Raw genomic sequence first — 17083 nt, 5'->3', positions numbered from 1 at the left:
GCGGCAGCAACATGAGTCGAACAATATTGAATCTGCTCCAACTCAAGAGACCGATATGATCCGACCAGCCAAGGCAAACGATGACCCCGAGATCAGAGAGTGTGCCGAACAGGCCTATGCTCGTTATGTTCCAGTGATCGGGCGAAAACCCGCTCCGATGGTCGCAGATTTCAACCCCATGGCGTTCAAAGCCCAGGTCGCCCAGAAAGCGCAATGCGGCAAGGTGTGATTGCCGGACGCTTACCGCCGATAAGCGGAAAGCCCAAAAATAGTGGTTGCGCGGCCATTTTCGGTTAATATTTTCTGAGTGTTTGGCTCACATTTTAAGAAAATCTTGGCACGGTTAAGAAAATCTAGCCAACGACAGGGGAAAGAATGGGAAATCTAGTGGGTTACGCCCATTTGATCAATCCGTGTTCATCGTAGCCTGTGCATCGCCTAGACAGCGCCCCCCACAGCCGCTCCATAGCACGCTGAGAGCATGGCCACCCCGAGAAAATGGCTTCCCACAGAATAGGCAGTACAAGAGAAGATTGACGTTATGCCGAGCACATACCGTTACCTTAGGATGAAGACGCCGCCAGTATGAATAACCTATATCGTGGATGTCTTGCTTCACACATATTGGGCAATAGGATCGGCTAACTTTAAGACTATCGAAACAATAGTTTGCAGTGACGAACTCTGATTCTGAATATGCAAAGCTACTATCAGATTTTAATACGCTGCGAAAAGGATAATCGGTGTGCAGATGCACTAACTTATTGAACCCATAGCAGCCATACCAGCCAAAAATTTCAGCGATGGAAATTACTTGTGAATTATCCCATGAGTAATAGCGGAAGTTCGGTGATCTAAAAATGTCTAAATCAGGATTGCGTAATTGCAGGAATAGGTTTCGCTCCACGTACGAACGAAGCGACTCATCAGGTTGGATTCGCAACAGCATGAAACGTCCGGCTCAAGGTCTTAGAAGACTGGGAAGCAGCCAAAGGCTTGGGACATCGCAGGAGGCGGTAGATGGGTCCTACCGCCTTCTGCGACAGTTTTAATTCTCTAAAACCACCAGGCCTCCAGGCGCCAGCCGTATTACTCCACCGTCACCGACTTCGCCAGGTTGCGCGGCTGGTCAACGTCGGTGCCCTTGAGCACGGCGACGTAGTACGACAGCAATTGCAGCGGGATGGTGTAGAGGATCGGCGACAGGGTGTCGTGGATGTGCGGCATGTTGATGACGTGGGTGCCTTCGCCATTGACCATGCCGGCTTTCTCGTCGGCGAAGACGATCAGTTGGCCGCCGCGGGCGCGCACTTCCTGCAGGTTGGACTTGAGCTTCTCCAGCAGTTCGTTGTTCGGCGCAACGGTGACCACCGGCATGTCGTCATCCACCAGGGCCAATGGGCCGTGTTTCAGTTCGCCGGCCGGGTAGGCTTCGGCGTGGATGTACGAAATTTCCTTGAGCTTCAGGGAGCCTTCCATCGCCACCGGGTATTGCGCGCCACGGCCGAGGAACAGGGTGTGGTTCTTGTCGGCGAACAGCTCGGCGACTTTTTCTACGGTGCTGTCCATCGCCAGCGCTTCGCCGAGGCGGGTCGGCAGGCGGCGCAGTTCTTCCACCAGGGTGGCTTCGACGCCGGGGGCCAGGGTGCCGCGTACTTGGCCCAGGGACAGGGTCAGCAGCAGCAGGCCGACCAGTTGGGTGGTGAAGGCTTTGGTGGAGGCCACGCCGATTTCGCGACCGGCCTGGGTCAGCAGGGTCAGGTCGGACTCACGCACCAGGGAGCTGATGCTGACGTTGCAGATCGCCAGGCTGGCGAGGAAGCCCAGCTCTTTGGCGTTACGCAGGGCGGCCAGGGTGTCGGCGGTTTCGCCGGACTGCGAGATGGTCACGAACAGGCTGTCGGGCTGCACCACCACCTTGCGGTAGCGGAATTCGCTGGCGACTTCGACCTGGCACGGGATGCCGGCCAGTTCTTCCAGCCAGTAACGCGCAACCATCCCGGCGTGGTAGCTGGTGCCGCAGGCCACGATCTGGACATTGCGCACCTTGGCGAACAGCGCGGCGGCTTGCGGGCCGAAGGCGTTGACCAGCACTTGCTTGTCGCCAAGTCGACCTTCCAGGGTGCGTTGCACCACGGCCGGTTGCTCGTGGATTTCCTTGAGCATGAAGTGGCGGAACGCGCCCTTGTCGGCCGCTTCGGCGCCGTCGCGGTATTGCACGGCTTCGCGCTCGACGGAATTGCCGTTTACGTCCCAGATCGCCACGCTGTCACGGCGGATGTCGGCAATATCGCCTTCTTCCAGGTACATGAAGCGGTCGGTGACCTGGCGCAGGGCCAGTTGGTCGGAGGCGAGGAAGTTTTCCCCCAGGCCCAGGCCGATCACCAGCGGGCTGCCACTGCGCGCGGCAACCACGCGGTCGGGTTGGCTCGCGCAGATCACGGCCAGGCCGTAGGCGCCGTGCAGTTCCTTGACCGTGGCCTTGAGGGCGGCGGTCAGGTCGCTGTGGTCCTTGAGCTTGTGGTCGAGCAGGTGGGCGATGACTTCGGTGTCGGTGTCCGAGGTGAACACGTAACCCAGGCTCTTCAACTGTTCACGCAGCACTTCGTGGTTTTCGATGATGCCGTTGTGTACCACGGCCACGTCGCCGGAGAAGTGCGGGTGGGCGTTACGTTCGCACGGCGCACCGTGGGTGGCCCAACGGGTGTGGGCGATGCCCAGGCGACCGACCAGCGGTTCGCCGGCCAGGGCCTGGTCCAACTCGCTGACCTTGCCCGGACGACGCAGGCGCTCCAGCTTGCCGGCGTTGGTGAAGACCGCCACACCGGCGCTGTCATAGCCGCGGTATTCCAGGCGTTTGAGGCCTTCGATCAGGATGGGGGTGATGTTACGTTCAGCGACTGCGCCAACAATGCCACACATGGTGTTTCTCCTAGATGATTGCCGCGCATATCAGCGTAATGCCGCGGGCTTGGATCTGGTCGCGGGCCTCATGCGGCAGGCGATCATCGGTGATCAGGGTATGGACGCTGCTCCAGGGCAGTTCCAGGTTGGGAATCTTGCGGCCGATCTTGTCGGATTCGACCATCACCACCACTTCACGGGCGACCTCGGCCATCACGCGGCTCAGGCCCAGCAGTTCGTTGAACGTGGTGGTGCCGCGCTGCAGATCGATGCCGTCGGCGCCGATGAACAGTTGATCAAAGTCGTAGGAACGCAGCACCTGCTCGGCAACCTGGCCCTGGAACGAATCCGAATGCGGGTCCCAGGTGCCGCCGGTCATCAGCAGCACCGGCTCGTGTTCCAGTTCGCTCAAGGCGCGGGCCACATGCAGGGAGTTGGTCATCACCACCAGGCCGGGCTGGTGGCCCAGTTCGGGGATCATGGCGGCGGTGGTGCTGCCGCTGTCGATGATGATGCGTGCGTGTTCGCGCAGGCGCATCACGGCGGCACGCGCGATGGCGCGCTTGTAGACCGAGATCGGCTGGGCAGGGTCGCCGACGAGTTCCTGGGGCATGGTGATCGCGCCACCGTAACGGCGTAGCAGCAGGCCGTTGCTTTCGAGGGCGGCCAGGTCCTTGCGGATGGTGACTTCCGAGGTTTCGAAACGCTTGGCCAATTCATCCACGCTGACTTCGCCCAGTTGATTGAGCAAGGTCAGGATGTTGTGGCGTCGTTGGGGTGTATTTCGTTTCGACATGATGAATTTATGTTTCGTTTCGAAAGATAACGAAGGCAATAAAAACCTATTGGCGAAAGATCGTCAAGCAGCATGCCGCAAATTTTTGAAACTGGCGAAGGGCTAATGTGGGAGGGGGCTTGCCCCCGATAGCAGTGCGTCAGTCATTAAGTGCTTTGACTGGACCGTCGCCATCGGGGGCAAGCCCCCTCCCACATTGGCTATTTGTTGCTGATAAGACTGTGGATAACTCAGCTCTTTTTGATTTTGACCGGGCGTTTCCAACCGTCGATGTTGCGCTGACGGGCGCGGGCTACGGCAAGCTGGGACTTATCCACATCCTGATTGATGGTTGAACCCGCTGCGGTGTTTGAGCCATCACCGATGGTTACAGGTGCAACCAGCGAGTTATTGGAGCCGATGAATACGTCTTCACCAATCGTCGTCTGATACTTGTTGGCACCATCGTAATTGCAGGTGATGGTGCCGGCGCCGACGTTGGTCCGCGCGCCGATCACCGCATCGCCCAGGTACGTCAGGTGGCCGGCCTTGGCGCCTTCGCCCAGATGGGCGTTTTTCAGTTCGACAAAGTTACCCACATGGGCCTTGGCTTCCAACACGCTGCCGGGACGCAGGCGCGCAAACGGGCCGGCATCGCTGCCCTCGCCCATCACCGCACCGTCGAGATGGCTGTTGGCCTTGATCACCACGCCCTTGCGCAAGGTGCTGTCCTTGATCACGCAGTTCGGCCCGATCACCACGTCGTCTTCGATGATCACACGACCTTCAAGAATCACGTTGATGTCGATCAGCACATCCCGGCCCACGGTGACTTCACCGCGCACATCGAAGCGCGCCGGGTCGCGCAGGGTCACGCCCTGGGCCATCAGGCGGCGGCCTTCGCGCAGTTGGTAGTGACGCTCCAGTTCGGCGAGTTGCTTGCGGTCGTTGGCGCCCTGCACTTCCATCGGGTCGTGGGGCTGTTCGGTGGCGACCAGCAAGCCATCGTTGACGGCCATTTCGATCACGTCGGTCAGGTAGTACTCGCCCTGGGCGTTGTTGTTGGACAAACGGCTCATCCAGTCCGCCAGGCGATTGGCCGGCACTGCGAGAATCCCGGTGTTGCCTTCGGTGATGGCGCGTTGGGCGTCGCTGGCGTCCTTGTGCTCGACGATGGCAGCGACCTTGCCGTCGGCGTTGCGCACGATGCGGCCGTAGCCGGTAGGGTCATCCAGTTCGACGGTGAGCAGGCCCATCTGGCCGGGCACGACGTGCTTGAGCAGGCGCTGCAGGGTTTCCACTTCGATCAGGGGCACGTCGCCGTAGAGGATCAGCACCGTGTCGGCTTTGATGAACGGCACGGCTTGGGCGGTAGCGTGGCCAGTGCCCAGTTGCTTGTCTTGCAATACGAAATTCAGGTCATCCGCGGCCAGGCGTTCACGCACCACATCGGCACCGTGGCCGATGACGACGTGGATGCGTTGCGGGGCCAGTTGCCGGACGCTGTGGATAACATGGCCAAGCATGGAGTTACCGGCCACCGGGTGCAGCACTTTGGGCAAGGCCGACCGCATGCGGGTGCCCTGGCCAGCGGCGAGAATGACGATTTCTAGAGACATGAATGGCTACCAATCCTGGGCGGTCCGGCTTCAGACCAGAGAAGTGTTTTGCAAAAAAAGAAAAAGGGTAGCCGAGGCTACCCTTTTTAATCAATCACGCATGAGGCGTAACGGCTTAGCCGCCAAACTTCTTGCGGATCTGCTGGACGGTACGCAGCTGAGCTGCGGCCTCGGCCAGACGAGCGGCAGCAGAACCGTAGTCGAAATCTGCGCCTTTTTCGTTCAGGGCCTTCTCGGCGGCCTTGACGGCTGCCTGAGCGGAGGCTTCATCCAGGTCAGCAGCACGTTGCACGGTGTCGGCAAGTACCTTGACCATGTTCGGCTGAACCTCGAGGTAACCACCAGAGATGTAAAACACCTCCCGGTCCCCGCCTTGCTTGGTCAGAGTGATCGGACCTGGCTTCAAACTGGTGATCAATGGCGCGTGGCCCATGGCAATACCCAGGTCACCGAGTTCGCCGTGTGCAATCACCATTTCTACCAGACCGGAGAAGATTTGCCCTTCCGCGCTGACGATATCGCAATGGACTGTCATAGCCATCTGATTGCCTCAACCTGATGAGCGCCCGTTGCCGGGCGCCGGGATTACAGTTTCTTGGCTTTCTCGATCGCTTCTTCGATGCCGCCGACCATGTAGAACGCTTGTTCTGGCAGGTGGTCGTAGTCACCGTTGAGGATGCCTTTGAAGCCAGCAATGGTGTCTTTCAGGGAAACGTATTTACCCGAGGCACCGGTGAAGACTTCAGCCACGAAGAACGGCTGCGACAAGAAACGCTGGATCTTACGAGCGCGGGATACCAACTGCTTGTCGGTTTCCGACAGCTCGTCCATACCCAGGATCGCAATGATGTCCTTCAGTTCTTTGTAACGCTGCAGCACGTACTGAACGCCGCGAGCGGTGTCGTAGTGCTCCTGGCCGATCACGTTCGGGTCCAGCTGGCGCGAAGTCGAGTCGAGTGGATCGACCGCTGGGTAGATACCCAGGGAAGCGATGTCACGGGACAGAACGACGGTGGCGTCCAAGTGGGCGAAGGTGGTCGCTGGCGACGGGTCGGTCAAGTCATCCGCAGGTACGTATACCGCTTGGATCGAAGTGATCGAACCTTCCTTGGTCGAAGTGATACGTTCTTGCAGAACGCCCATCTCTTCAGCCAGGGTCGGCTGGTAACCTACTGCCGAAGGCATACGGCCCAGCAGTGCGGATACTTCAGTACCGGCCAGGGTGTAACGATAGATGTTGTCGACGAACAGCAGAACGTCGTTACCTTCGTCACGGAACTTCTCGGCCATGGTCAGGCCGGTCAGTGCTACGCGCAGACGGTTTCCCGGCGGCTCGTTCATCTGACCGTAAACCAGTGCCACTTTGTCCAGAACGTTGGAGTCCTTCATCTCGTGGTAGAAGTCGTTACCCTCACGAGTACGCTCACCCACACCGGCGAACACGGAATAACCGCTGTGCTCGATGGCGATGTTACGGATCAGTTCCATCATGTTTACGGTCTTGCCTACACCGGCACCACCGAACAGACCGACTTTACCGCCCTTGGCGAACGGGCAAACCAGGTCGATAACCTTGATGCCGGTTTCCAGCAGGTCGTTGCCGCCAGCTTGTTCCGCGAACGAAGGTGCTGGACGGTGAATGCCCCAGCGCTCTTCGGTGTCGATCGGGCCAGCTTCGTCAATCGGGTTACCCAGAACGTCCATGATCCGGCCCAGGGTCGCTTTACCGACCGGTACGGAGATGGCAGCGCCAGTGTCCAGAACACCCAGACCGCGCTTCAAGCCCTCGGTGGAACCCATTGCAATGGTACGAACCACGCCGTCGCCCAGCTGCTGCTGAACTTCCAGAGTGGTGCCTGCATCGCTTTGTACTTTCAAAGCGTTGTAGATGCTCGGTACGCTGTCGCGTGGAAATTCCACGTCGATAACGGCGCCGATGATTTGAACGATACGTCCGCTACTCATAGCTGGATCCTCTGAATATTTGAACCGTTAAACCGCGGCAGCGCCGCCGACGATTTCCGAGATCTCTTGGGTGATCGCAGCCTGACGCGCCTTGTTGTAGATCAGCTGCAAATCGCTGATCAGATCACCGGCGTTATCGGTAGCGTTTTTCATCGCGATCATCCGCGCCGCTTGTTCAGCTGCGTTGTTCTCGACCACCGCCTGGTACACCTGCGACTCCACGTAGCGCACCATCAAGCCGTCAAGCAGCTCTTTGGCGTCTGGTTCGTAGAGGTAGTCCCAGTGGTGCTTGAGTTCCTGATCCGGAGTCGCCACCAGTGGAATCAATTGCTCCACGGTAGGCTGCTGGGTCATGGTGTTGATGAACTTGTTGGATACCACGGACAGGCGGTCAATCCGGCCTTCCAGGTACGCATCCAGCATCACCTTCACACTGCCGATCAAATCATTGATCGACGGCTCTTCACCCAGGTGGCTGATAGCTGCAACGACGTTACCGCCGAAGTTGCGGAAAAAGGCCGCACCCTTGCTACCAACTACACACAGATCAATCTCGACGCCGTTTTCGCGGTTTACCGCCATGTCCTTGACCAGGGCCTTGAACAGGTTGGTATTCAAACCACCGCACAAACCACGGTCACTGCTCACTACCACATAACCCACACGCTTAACTTCGCGGTCGATCATGAACGGGTGGCGGTATTCCGGGTTGGCGTTGGCCAGATGCCCAATTACCTGGCGGATACGCTCCGCATAAGGACGGCTAGCCGACATACGCATTTGTGCCTTGCGCATTTTGCTGACCGCCACTTTTTCCATGGCGCTGGTAATTTTTTGCGTGCTTTTGATGCTCGCAATCTTACTGCGAATCTCTTTTGCGCCTGCCATGTAACACCTATCAGGTTAGCAAGCGGGAGCCTTGCGGCTCCCGCTGCGGCTTACCAGGTTTGGGTGGCCTTGAACTTCTCGATACCGGCTTTCATGCCAGCGTCGATATCGTCATTGAAGTCACCCTTCACGTTGATCTTCGCCATCAATTCGGCGTGATCGCGGTTGAAGTAAGCAATCAGCGCTTGTTCAAAGCTGCCGACCTTGGCGATTTCAACGTCGGTCAGGAACCCACGCTCAGCGGCATACAGCGACAACGCCATGTCAGCGATCGACATCGGGGCGTATTGCTTCTGCTTCATCAGCTCGGTAACGCGCTGACCATGCTCAAGTTGCTTACGGGTCGCTTCGTCCAGGTCAGAAGCGAACTGGGCGAATGCCGCCAGTTCACGGTACTGAGCCAAAGCGGTACGGATACCACCGGAGAGCTTCTTGATGATCTTGGTCTGAGCGGCACCACCCACACGGGATACCGAAACACCGGCGTTCACTGCAGGGCGGATGCCCGAGTTGAACATGGCCGATTCCAGGAAGATCTGACCGTCGGTGATGGAAATCACGTTGGTCGGAACGAACGCGGAAACGTCGCCAGCCTGGGTTTCGATGATCGGCAGTGCGGTCAGGGAACCGGTTTTGCCGGTCACTGCGCCGTTGGTGAACTTCTCTACGTATTCTTCCGAAACGCGGGATGCGCGCTCCAGCAGACGGGAGTGGAGATAGAACACGTCGCCTGGGTAGGCTTCACGGCCTGGTGGACGGCGCAGCAGCAGGGAAATCTGGCGGTAAGCCACTGCTTGCTTGGACAGATCGTCATAAACGATCAGCGCGTCTTCACCGCGGTCACGGAAGAATTCACCCATGGTGCAACCGGAGTACGGTGCCAGGAATTGCAGCGCAGGAGATTCCGAAGCACTGGCAGCCACGATGATCGTGTTGGCCAGGGCGCCGTTTTCTTCCAGCTTGCGAACCACGTTGGCGATGGTCGATTGTTTCTGACCGATGGCTACGTAGACGCAGAAAATGCCGCTGTTCTTCTGGTTGATGATCGCGTCGATCGCCAGAGCGGTTTTACCGATCTGACGGTCACCGATGATCAGCTCACGCTGGCCACGGCCGACTGGGATCATGGCATCGACAGCCTTGTAGCCAGTCTGTACAGGCTGGTCTACCGACTTACGCCAGATCACGCCTGGAGCAACTTTCTCGACCGCATCGGTCTCGGTGTTGTTCAGCGGACCTTTGCCGTCAACTGGGTTACCCAGTGCGTCGACTACGCGACCCAGCAGTTCCTTACCAACCGGAACCTCCAGGATGCGGCCGGTGCACTTGGCGCTCATGCCTTCAGCCAGACTGGTGTACGCGCCCAATACAACGGCACCTACGGAGTCTTGCTCCAAGTTGAGGGCCATACCGTAGACGCCGCCCGGAAACTCGATCATCTCGCCGTACATGACGTCGGCCAGACCGTGAATCCGCACGATGCCGTCAGATACGCTGACGACAGTGCCTTCGTTACGGGCTTGGGAGGTCACATCGAGCTTGTCGATGCGGCCCTTGATAATTTCACTTATTTCGGAAGGATTGAGTTGCTGCATTGCTCTGCTGCCCCTTCAAACTCAAGATTTCAATGCTTCGGCAAGGCTCGCGAGTTTGCCGCGAACCGAGCCATCGATAACCAGGTCGCCGGCGCGAATGACAATGCCCCCAATGAGGGATTTGTCTTCCGCAACTTGCAGGCGCACTTCCCGGTCGAGTCGTGCACTGAGAACCTTGGCGAGTTTGTCTTGCTGTTCTTGGTTCAATGCAAAAGCACTGGTCACTTCAACGTCTACCGACTTCTCTTGCTCGGCCTTGAACAGGTCGAACAGAGCGGCAATCTCCGGCAGAAGCGGGAGACGGTCGTTTTCGGCAACGACGTGAATGAAGTTCTGCACTTTCACATCGAACTTGTCGCCGCACACGTCAATAAACGTGGCGGCCTTGTCTGCGCTCGTCAGGCGCGGGGCCTTGAGCACGCGCTGCATGGTGTCGTCTTGCGACACTGCTGCAGCCAGGCCGAGCATGGCTGACCAAGAGGCCAGCTGCTGGTGGGCCTGGGCGTGCTCGAAGGCTGCCTTAGCGTAAGGTCGGGCCAACGTGGTCAGTTCTGCCATGATCGCCCTCGCTTAAATTTCAGCAGCCAGTTTATTAACCAGCTCCGCGTGCGCGTTTTGATCGATTGTGGCACCGAGGATCTTCTCGGCACCGCCGACCGCCAGCGCACCCAGTTGGGCACGCAGCGCGTCTTTGACGCCGTTCAGTTCCTGTTCGATCTCGGCATGAGCCGAAGCCTTCACACGATCAGCTTCGACGCGGGCTTTTTCAACAGCCTCTTCGACGATCTGGTTGCCGCGCTTCTTGGCTTGCTCAATGATTTCAGCTGCCTGTGCTTTAGCATCGCGCAGTTGATGACCCACTTTCTCTTGGGCCAACTCCAGGTCGCGAGCTGCACGGCTGGCAGCGTCCAAACCATCCGCGATCTTCTTCTGACGTTCGTGCAAAGCCGCGATGACCGGAGGCCACACGAACTTCATGCAAAACACTACAAAAATGAAGAACGCAACGGATTGGCCAATCAGGGTTGCATTAATGTTCACGCCAACACCTCGCTCATTCGTTGTCCATCACCCCAATCAACTCGAAAATTCGAGTGATTAGCCAGCGAGTTGACCAACGAAGGGGTTCGCGAAGGTGAAGAACAGAGCGATACCAACGCCGATCATGGTCACGGCGTCGAGCAGGCCGGCGACGATGAACATTTTAACTTGCAGCATTGGAACCATTTCTGGCTGACGCGCTGCGCCTTCCAGGAATTTGCCGCCAAGCAGGCCGAAACCAATGGCAGTACCCAGGGCGCCCAGGCCGATCAACAGTGCAACAGCGATAGCGGTTAGACCAACTACAGTTTCCATCTTTCCTCCCGACTTTTACGTCGTATGGTTTAGGTTTTTTAGATTTTAAAGCGGTAAAACAAATCGTTTCATAGCCCTTTCAGGCCACCTTCCCGTTTTACCGGGAAGGACATCAGACTAGTCGAGACTGGCCTTAATGGTTCTCTTCGTGCGCCATCGACAGGTAGACGATGGTCAGCATCATGAAGATAAACGCCTGCAGGGTGATGATCAGGATGTGGAACACAGCCCACGCCCACTGCAGAACAACGCCCAGGCCGCTAAGCCAGAGCAGACCGCTGCCGAACATCACAGCGATCAGAATGAACACCAGCTCGCCGGCATACATGTTGCCGAACAGTCGCAAGGCCAGGGAGATCGGCTTGGCGACCAGGGTCACGAATTCCAGCAGGAAGTTCACCGGGATCAGCAGGGCTTGAACGAAGATGTTCTTGCTGCCGAACGGGTGCAGGGTCAGTTCGCCGATGAAGCCGCCGATGCCCTTGACCTTGATGCTGTAGAAAATGATCAACGCGAACACCGACAGGGCCATGCCCAGGGTGGCGTTAGGGTCAGTGGTGGACACCGCACGGAATGGAATGTGGTGATCGCCAGTGATCAGGATGGCCAGCTGAGGAATCCAGTCGACCGGAATCAGGTCGACGGCGTTCATCAGGAACACCCAGACGAAGATGGTCAGTGCCAGCGGTGCAATCACCGGGCTACGGCCATGGAAGCTGTCTTTCACGCTGCCATCGACGAATTCGACCAATACTTCAACGAAGTTCTGCAGGGCACCCGGTTGACCGGAAGTCGCCTTCTTTGCCGCCATGCGGAAAATCAGGACGAAAATCAGACCCAATGCGACCGACCAGCCCAGAGTATCCAGGTGGAAAGCCCAGAAGCCCATTTCTTTGGCTTCTGCTGCGGTGTGGGCGAAGCCCCAGCCGCCGTTGGGAAGCTGACCGAAGGTCAGGTTCTGCAAGTGGTGCTGGATATAGCCCGAAGCGGTTGTTTCTGCCATGGTTGCCTCAAACGCCCTAAGGTTTCGAAAGTCTTGTTTTCATTAGCAGGGGAGCGAACCAGCTGACCAGTTGGGTCAACACGAAGACGCTGAATACAGCCAGCGGCGCCAATGGCTTCACACCTGCAAAGGTCAGTGCAAACAGCACTGCCGTCAAAATCAATTTCCCCGCCTCGCCGGCATAAAAAGACCGGACGATGGCCTGGGCTGCTCGGGCGCCGGAAAACCGAAAGGCCCTGTGAGCAAAATACATATTGGGCAGCAAGGCTATCAGGCCTCCGCAGAGTCCCGAGTATCCCGCTACGACTCCATGCCAATACCAAAGCGCCAGTGCGGCGATCAGCAAAATGACAAATTGCGCCAATAGAACCGGGAAAACGGCCAAGCGATGGAACGACGACGTGTTTGGCGTGCGGGTTTCCACCACTCTTGCTCCTCAATGGTCGGCTGCCGGAAATCAATAACTTGGCATAATTTGTGCCGACAAAATGCGCGCAGAGTATAGGGGCGGTTCTGCCCCTATTCAACTGTCAGGTAGTGATTTCCGATCACACGCTACATAAGCAATTGTTTCAGCGGATGTGGGCAAGAACACCCTGAAGCTCATCTAGCGAGTTATAGCCGATGACCAGTTGGCCTTTACCCTTCTTGCCATGCCGAATTTGCACCGCAGAGCCCAGGCGCTCGGCCAGGCGCTGTTCGAGACGCGCGATATCCGGATCAGTTTTGACCGCTTCGACCGGTGCAGGTTTACCACTGAGCCACTGTCGAACCAGGGCCTCGGTCTGACGAACGGTTAGGCCTCGTGCGACAACGTGTCGCGCCCCTTCAACCTGTTGATTTTCCGGTAAACCGAGCAAAGCACGCGCATGCCCCATTTCGAGGTCGCCATGGGAAAGCATCGTCTTGATGACTTCCGGCAGTGCGATCAGGCGCAGCAGGTTGGACACGGTCACGCGGGATTTACCCACGGCATCGGCCACTTGTTGCTGGGTCAACTGGAATTCCTGCTGCAAACGCTGCAAAGCGATCGCTTCTTCGATCGGATTGAGGTCTTCGCGCTGGATGTTCTCGATCAACGCCATGGCGATGGCGGTTTCATCCGGCACATCGCGCACCATCGCCGGGATGGTTTCCTTGCCGGCCTGTTGGCTCGCGCGCCAGCGGCGTTCGCCGGCGATGATTTCAAAGCGGCCGGCGCCAATCGGGCGGACCACGATCGGCTGCATCACGCCCTGGGCCTTGATCGAGTTGGCCAGTTCTTCCAGCGCCTGCGGGTCCATGTCCCGGCGCGGCTGGTATTTGCCGCGCTGGATCAGGTCCAGCGGCAAGTGCTGCAGCTCGCGCTCGTCGGCCTGTACCGCTTGTTCTTCAAGGGTCGTGACAGTCGGACCACTCAGCAGTGCATCCAGTCCACGTCCGAGACCTCGTTTCTTGACGGCCATGGGGTTTCCTTAAGTTGGCTGGGCTGCAGCGGTACGGGAGTTGCGGCGTTGACGACGAACCATCTCGCCGGCCAATGCCAGGTAGGCAATGGCGCCACGCGAGGACTTGTCATACGCCAGCGCGGGCATGCCATAGCTTGGCGCTTCGGCCAGGCGGATGTTGCGTGGGATCACGGTGTCGTACAGCTGATCGCCGAAGTGTTCCTTGAGCTGCGCCGACACATCGTTCATCAGGCTCAGGCGCGGATCGAACATGGTCCGCAGCAGGCCTTCGATCTGCAGGTTCGGGTTGAGCAGTTCGGCGATGCGCTTGATGTTATCCACAAGGTCGCTCAAGCCTTCCAGTGCGTAGTACTCGCACTGCATGGGGATAATCACGCCATCGGCGGCCACCAGCGCATTGAGCGTCAGCATCGACAGCGACGGCGGGCAGTCGATCAAGATGTAATCGTAATTCTCGCGGATCGGCGCCAAGGCGCTGCGCAGACGGCTTTCTTTCATCTGCATTTCCAGCAGCACCACTTCCGCCGCCGTCAGGTCGCGGTTGGCCGGCAGCAGTTGATAACCGCCGTGTTCGGAATAGTGCATGGCCTGGGCCAGGTCGCACTCGCCGATCAGCAAGTCGTAGACCGAGTTTTCCAGGCCGTGTTTATCCACACCGCTACCCATGGTGGCGTTGCCCTGTGGATCGAGATCGATCAACAGCACCCGGCGCTTGGTCGCGACCAGGGATGCTGCGAGGTTGATGCAGGTGGTGGTTTTACCCACGCCACCTTTCTGGTTCGCTATCGCGAATACCTTAGCCATTCTTGCTTGTGTTCCCAATCATGCCGTGCGGCGCAGTATCAGCAGATGGCGTTGGCCTTGGCAACCGGGTACGGCCAAGGCGTGTTCGCTATCGAGGTGGAAGTCTGCCGGCAATGCTAACAGCTCGTCGCTTGGATGAACGCCCTTCATTGCCAGCCAACGTGTGTCGCGGTCGCCTAAGTGGCGGGTCCAGTTGCTGAAATTCTCCATGCTGCTGAAAGCCCGGGAAACAATTCCGTTGAAAGGCTGCGGCGGCGTGAAGGCTTCGACGCGACTGTGGATAACTTGCAGGTTGTCCAGCTTCAGTTCGAGTTTGACCTGGGACAGGAAGCGGGTCTTCTTGCCGTTACTGTCCAGGCAGGTCACTTGCGACTCGGGAAACAGGATAGCGAGCGGAATGCCGGGCATCCCGCCGCCGCTGCCGACGTCGAGCCAGCGGCCGTTTTCGATGAACGGCATCACGCTCAGGCTGTCGAGCAAGTGGCGCGAGACCATTTCGTCGGGGTCGCGCACCGCCGTCAGGTTGTAAGCCTTGTTCCATTTGATCAACAGGGCCAGGTAGCCGAGCAACAACTCGTGCTGGGCGGGGCTCAGGTCGACACCCAACTGGCGTGCTCCTGTGGATAACTCTTCGGCGTGTTGCGAGGTGACCAACGAACTCAAGCGCTTTGCTCCAACTGACGGCCCGCGCCGCGTTTTTTCAAATGAATCATCAACAGCGAAATGGCTGCCGGGGTGACACCGGGGATCCGTGAAGCCTGGCCCAGGGTTTCCGGGCGAGTTATCCCCAGCTTGCTTTGGATTTCTTTCGACAGCCCGGAAATCCCGGTGTAATCGATATCCACAGGCAGCTTGGTGTCTTCACTGGCGCGCAGGCGAGCGATCTCGTCCTGCTGGCGATCGATATAACCGGCGTACTTGGTTTTGATCTCGACCTGTTCGGCGACCTGCGGATCGTCTGCGCCGCCGCCGGTCACTTCAATCAGACCAGCGTAGTCGATTTCCGGACGGGACAGCAGGTTCAGCAGGTTGTACTCGTGGGTCAGCGGCGTGCCGAATTTTTCGGCGATCGCGTCGCCCTGCTCGGTACCCGGGCGAACCCAGGTGCTTTTCAGGCGCTGCTCTTCCAGGTCGATACTTTCGCGTTTCTTGCAGAAAGCCGCCCAACGCGCGTCATCCACCAGGCCCAACTCGCGGCCTTTTTCGGTCAGGCGCAGGTCGGCGTTGTCTTCGCGCAGGATCAGACGGTACTCCGCCCGCGAAGTGAACATCCGGTACGGTTCCTGGGTACCCAGGGTGATCAGGTCGTCGACCAACACGCCGATATACGCTTCATCGCGACGCGGGCACCAGCTGTCTTTGCCCTGCGCGCGCAACGCGGCGTTGGCCCCGGCCAGCAAACCTTGGGCGCCGGCTTCTTCGTAACCGGTGGTGCCATTGATTTGCCCGGCGAAGAACAGACCGCCGATCACTTTGGTTTCCAGGCTGTATTTCAGGTCACGCGGGTCGAAGTAGTCGTACTCGATGGCGTAGCCGGGACGCACGATGTGCGCGTTTTCCATGCCGCGAATCGATTGCACGATCTGGATTTGCACGTCGAACGGCAGGGAAGTGGAAATCCCGTTCGGGTACAGCTCGTGAGTGGTCAAGCCTTCGGGCTCGATGAAGACCTGGTGGCTTTCCTTGTCGGCAAAGCGGTGGATCTTGTCTTCGATCGACGGGCAGTAACGCGGGCCGATGCCTTCGATCACCCCGGAATACATCGGCGAACGGTCGAGGTTCGCGGCAATGATTTCGTGGGTACGCGCATTGGTGTGGGTAATCCAGCAGCTCACCTGTTTCGGGTGCTGCTCTTTCGAACCCATGAACGACATCACCGGAATCGGCGTATCGCCGGCCTGCTCGGTCATCACCGAGAAATCCACCGAACGCCCATCGATCCGCGGCGGCGTACCGGTTTTCAGGCGACCGACCCGCAGGGGCAGTTCGCGCAGGCGTTGTGCCAGAGCAATCGACGGCGGATCGCCGGCGCGGCCACCGGAATAGTTCTGCATGCCGATGTGGATAAGTCCACCGAGGAACGTGCCGGTGGTCAACACCACGGATTCAGCGAAGAAACGCAGGCCCATCTGGGTGACAACACCGCGGACCTGGTCTTGTTCGACGATCAGGTCATCGGCTGCCTGTTGAAATATCCACAGGTTCGCCTGGTTTTCCAGGGTTTCGCGTACCGCCGCCTTGTACAGAATGCGGTCGGCTTGTGCCCGGGTCGCACGCACGGCTGGGCCTTTGCGGCTGTTCAGCACACGAAATTGAATACCCCCTTTGTCGGTGGCCATGGCCATCGCGCCGCCAAGGGCGTCGATTTCCTTGACCAGATGGCTTTTGCCGATGCCGCCAATGGCAGGGTTGCAACTCATGGCACCAAGGGTTTCCACGTTGTGCGTCAGCAACAGGGTTTTTGCACCCATGCGTGCTGAGGCCAGTGCTGCCTCGGTACCGGCATGACCGCCGCCGATGACGATCACTTCAAAACGGGAAGGGAAATCCACCACGCACCTCGTGCCTGCTTATGTAGGTAATTAGGAATTGATTGATTGAGCTGGTTTTAGAGCTTTGGCGGCCAGTATAGGGACTTAGCCCTTCCTAAAGAACCCTTTGCACAAAATTTAACCAGCTGTGGATGAATCACAGACAATAGAAATTAAAAGAGAGAAAGATATTAA

The 17083-nt window shown here is 58.2% G+C and carries 17 protein-coding genes; 1 reads left to right on the top strand and 16 read right to left on the bottom strand.

What is annotated here, in order from left to right; all coding sequences use genetic code 11:
* The first annotated feature begins 55 nt into the window (after positions 1-55).
* Positions 56-229: a hypothetical protein gene (locus C5F70_RS24690; RefSeq protein WP_017850069.1), complete on the top strand. Its 174-nt coding sequence runs from the start codon at positions 56-58 to the stop codon at positions 227-229.
* A gap of 860 nt (positions 230-1089) precedes the next feature.
* On the opposite strand, the gene glmS is transcribed toward C5F70_RS24690, so the two are convergent.
* The 16 genes from glmS to mnmG form a co-directional block, all read right to left on the bottom strand.
* Positions 1090-2922, bottom strand: a complete 1833-nt coding sequence (gene glmS, locus C5F70_RS24685) for a glutamine--fructose-6-phosphate transaminase (isomerizing) (protein ID WP_017848927.1) — start codon at positions 2920-2922, stop codon at positions 1090-1092.
* Positions 2923-2932: 10 nt separating this feature from the next.
* Positions 2933-3703, bottom strand: a complete 771-nt coding sequence (locus C5F70_RS24680) for a DeoR/GlpR family DNA-binding transcription regulator (RefSeq protein WP_169885952.1) — start codon at positions 3701-3703, stop codon at positions 2933-2935.
* A 227-nt stretch (positions 3704-3930) separates the two neighbouring features.
* Positions 3931-5298 (bottom strand): bifunctional UDP-N-acetylglucosamine diphosphorylase/glucosamine-1-phosphate N-acetyltransferase GlmU, encoded by a 1368-nt coding sequence (glmU, locus tag C5F70_RS24675; RefSeq protein ID WP_104904206.1) that lies wholly within the window; start codon positions 5296-5298, stop codon positions 3931-3933.
* A gap of 115 nt (positions 5299-5413) precedes the next feature.
* Complete coding sequence (locus tag C5F70_RS24670) at positions 5414-5839, bottom strand: F0F1 ATP synthase subunit epsilon (RefSeq protein ID WP_017848931.1); 426 nt, start codon at positions 5837-5839, stop codon at positions 5414-5416.
* Between the two features lie 44 nt (positions 5840-5883).
* A complete protein-coding gene (gene atpD, locus C5F70_RS24665; protein WP_010565871.1) occupies positions 5884-7263 on the bottom strand; it encodes a F0F1 ATP synthase subunit beta in 1380 nt (459 codons plus the stop codon).
* A gap of 27 nt (positions 7264-7290) precedes the next feature.
* On the bottom strand, positions 7291-8151 hold the full coding sequence (atpG, locus tag C5F70_RS24660) for a F0F1 ATP synthase subunit gamma (RefSeq protein WP_017848932.1): 861 nt from the start codon (positions 8149-8151) through the stop codon (positions 7291-7293).
* A 50-nt stretch (positions 8152-8201) separates the two neighbouring features.
* Entirely contained in the window at positions 8202-9746 is a 1545-nt protein-coding gene (gene atpA / locus C5F70_RS24655) for a F0F1 ATP synthase subunit alpha (protein ID WP_017848933.1), read from the bottom strand.
* A gap of 21 nt (positions 9747-9767) precedes the next feature.
* The gene (locus C5F70_RS24650) at positions 9768-10304 is read right to left on the bottom strand and encodes a F0F1 ATP synthase subunit delta (RefSeq protein WP_017848934.1); all 537 of its coding nucleotides are present in this window, start codon (positions 10302-10304) and stop codon (positions 9768-9770) included.
* 12 nt (positions 10305-10316) lie between these two features.
* Complete coding sequence (locus tag C5F70_RS24645) at positions 10317-10787, bottom strand: F0F1 ATP synthase subunit B (RefSeq protein ID WP_015886647.1); 471 nt, start codon at positions 10785-10787, stop codon at positions 10317-10319.
* A gap of 57 nt (positions 10788-10844) precedes the next feature.
* Complete coding sequence (gene atpE / locus C5F70_RS24640; RefSeq protein ID WP_002555987.1) at positions 10845-11102, bottom strand: F0F1 ATP synthase subunit C; 258 nt, start codon at positions 11100-11102, stop codon at positions 10845-10847.
* A 133-nt stretch (positions 11103-11235) separates the two neighbouring features.
* Positions 11236-12105 carry a F0F1 ATP synthase subunit A gene (atpB, locus tag C5F70_RS24635; RefSeq protein ID WP_017848936.1) on the bottom strand — a complete coding sequence of 290 codons (870 nt, stop codon included), beginning with the start codon at positions 12103-12105 and terminating at the stop codon, positions 11236-11238.
* 16 nt (positions 12106-12121) lie between these two features.
* Complete coding sequence (locus C5F70_RS24630; RefSeq protein ID WP_026140275.1) at positions 12122-12529, bottom strand: F0F1 ATP synthase subunit I; 408 nt, start codon at positions 12527-12529, stop codon at positions 12122-12124.
* Positions 12530-12677: 148 nt separating this feature from the next.
* Positions 12678-13550, bottom strand: a complete 873-nt coding sequence (locus C5F70_RS24625; protein WP_017848938.1) for a ParB/RepB/Spo0J family partition protein — start codon at positions 13548-13550, stop codon at positions 12678-12680.
* A gap of 9 nt (positions 13551-13559) precedes the next feature.
* A complete protein-coding gene (locus C5F70_RS24620) occupies positions 13560-14357 on the bottom strand; it encodes a ParA family protein (protein WP_016978715.1) in 798 nt (265 codons plus the stop codon).
* Between the two features lie 18 nt (positions 14358-14375).
* Complete coding sequence (gene rsmG, locus C5F70_RS24615; protein ID WP_104904205.1) at positions 14376-15020, bottom strand: 16S rRNA (guanine(527)-N(7))-methyltransferase RsmG; 645 nt, start codon at positions 15018-15020, stop codon at positions 14376-14378.
* Positions 15017-16909, bottom strand: coding sequence for a tRNA uridine-5-carboxymethylaminomethyl(34) synthesis enzyme MnmG (mnmG, locus tag C5F70_RS24610; RefSeq protein ID WP_057004955.1), 1893 nt, complete (start codon positions 16907-16909; stop codon positions 15017-15019). The genes rsmG and mnmG overlap by 4 nt, the downstream gene beginning before the upstream one ends.
* Between the last annotated feature and the right edge of the window lie 174 nt (positions 16910-17083).

Origin of the sequence: Pseudomonas sp. LH1G9 (assembly GCF_002949975.1) — a bacterium.
Classification (GTDB): domain Bacteria; phylum Pseudomonadota; class Gammaproteobacteria; order Pseudomonadales; family Pseudomonadaceae; genus Aquipseudomonas; species Aquipseudomonas veronii.
This window is presented reverse-complemented; position numbering and strand designations above follow the sequence as displayed.

What these genes read in the sequence shown, in the direction of transcription:
- atpD (WP_010565871.1), bottom strand. Translation starts at nt 7,263, where the DNA reads ATGAGTAGCGGACGTATCGTTCAAATCATCGGCGCCGTTATCGACGTG.
- C5F70_RS24625 (WP_017848938.1), bottom strand. Translation starts at nt 13,550, where the DNA reads ATGGCCGTCAAGAAACGAGGTCTCGGACGTGGACTGGATGCACTGCTG.
- atpE (WP_002555987.1), bottom strand. Translation starts at nt 11,102, where the DNA reads ATGGAAACTGTAGTTGGTCTAACCGCTATCGCTGTTGCACTGTTGATC.
- C5F70_RS24690 (WP_017850069.1), top strand. Translation starts at nt 56, where the DNA reads ATGATCCGACCAGCCAAGGCAAACGATGACCCCGAGATCAGAGAGTGT.
- C5F70_RS24670 (WP_017848931.1), bottom strand. Translation starts at nt 5,839, where the DNA reads ATGGCTATGACAGTCCATTGCGATATCGTCAGCGCGGAAGGGCAAATC.
- C5F70_RS24650 (WP_017848934.1), bottom strand. Translation starts at nt 10,304, where the DNA reads ATGGCAGAACTGACCACGTTGGCCCGACCTTACGCTAAGGCAGCCTTC.
- atpA (WP_017848933.1), bottom strand. Translation starts at nt 9,746, where the DNA reads ATGCAGCAACTCAATCCTTCCGAAATAAGTGAAATTATCAAGGGCCGC.
- atpG (WP_017848932.1), bottom strand. Translation starts at nt 8,151, where the DNA reads ATGGCAGGCGCAAAAGAGATTCGCAGTAAGATTGCGAGCATCAAAAGC.
- glmS (WP_017848927.1), bottom strand. Translation starts at nt 2,922, where the DNA reads ATGTGTGGCATTGTTGGCGCAGTCGCTGAACGTAACATCACCCCCATC.
- glmU (WP_104904206.1), bottom strand. Translation starts at nt 5,298, where the DNA reads ATGTCTCTAGAAATCGTCATTCTCGCCGCTGGCCAGGGCACCCGCATG.
- C5F70_RS24620 (WP_016978715.1), bottom strand. Translation starts at nt 14,357, where the DNA reads ATGGCTAAGGTATTCGCGATAGCGAACCAGAAAGGTGGCGTGGGTAAA.
- atpB (WP_017848936.1), bottom strand. Translation starts at nt 12,105, where the DNA reads ATGGCAGAAACAACCGCTTCGGGCTATATCCAGCACCACTTGCAGAAC.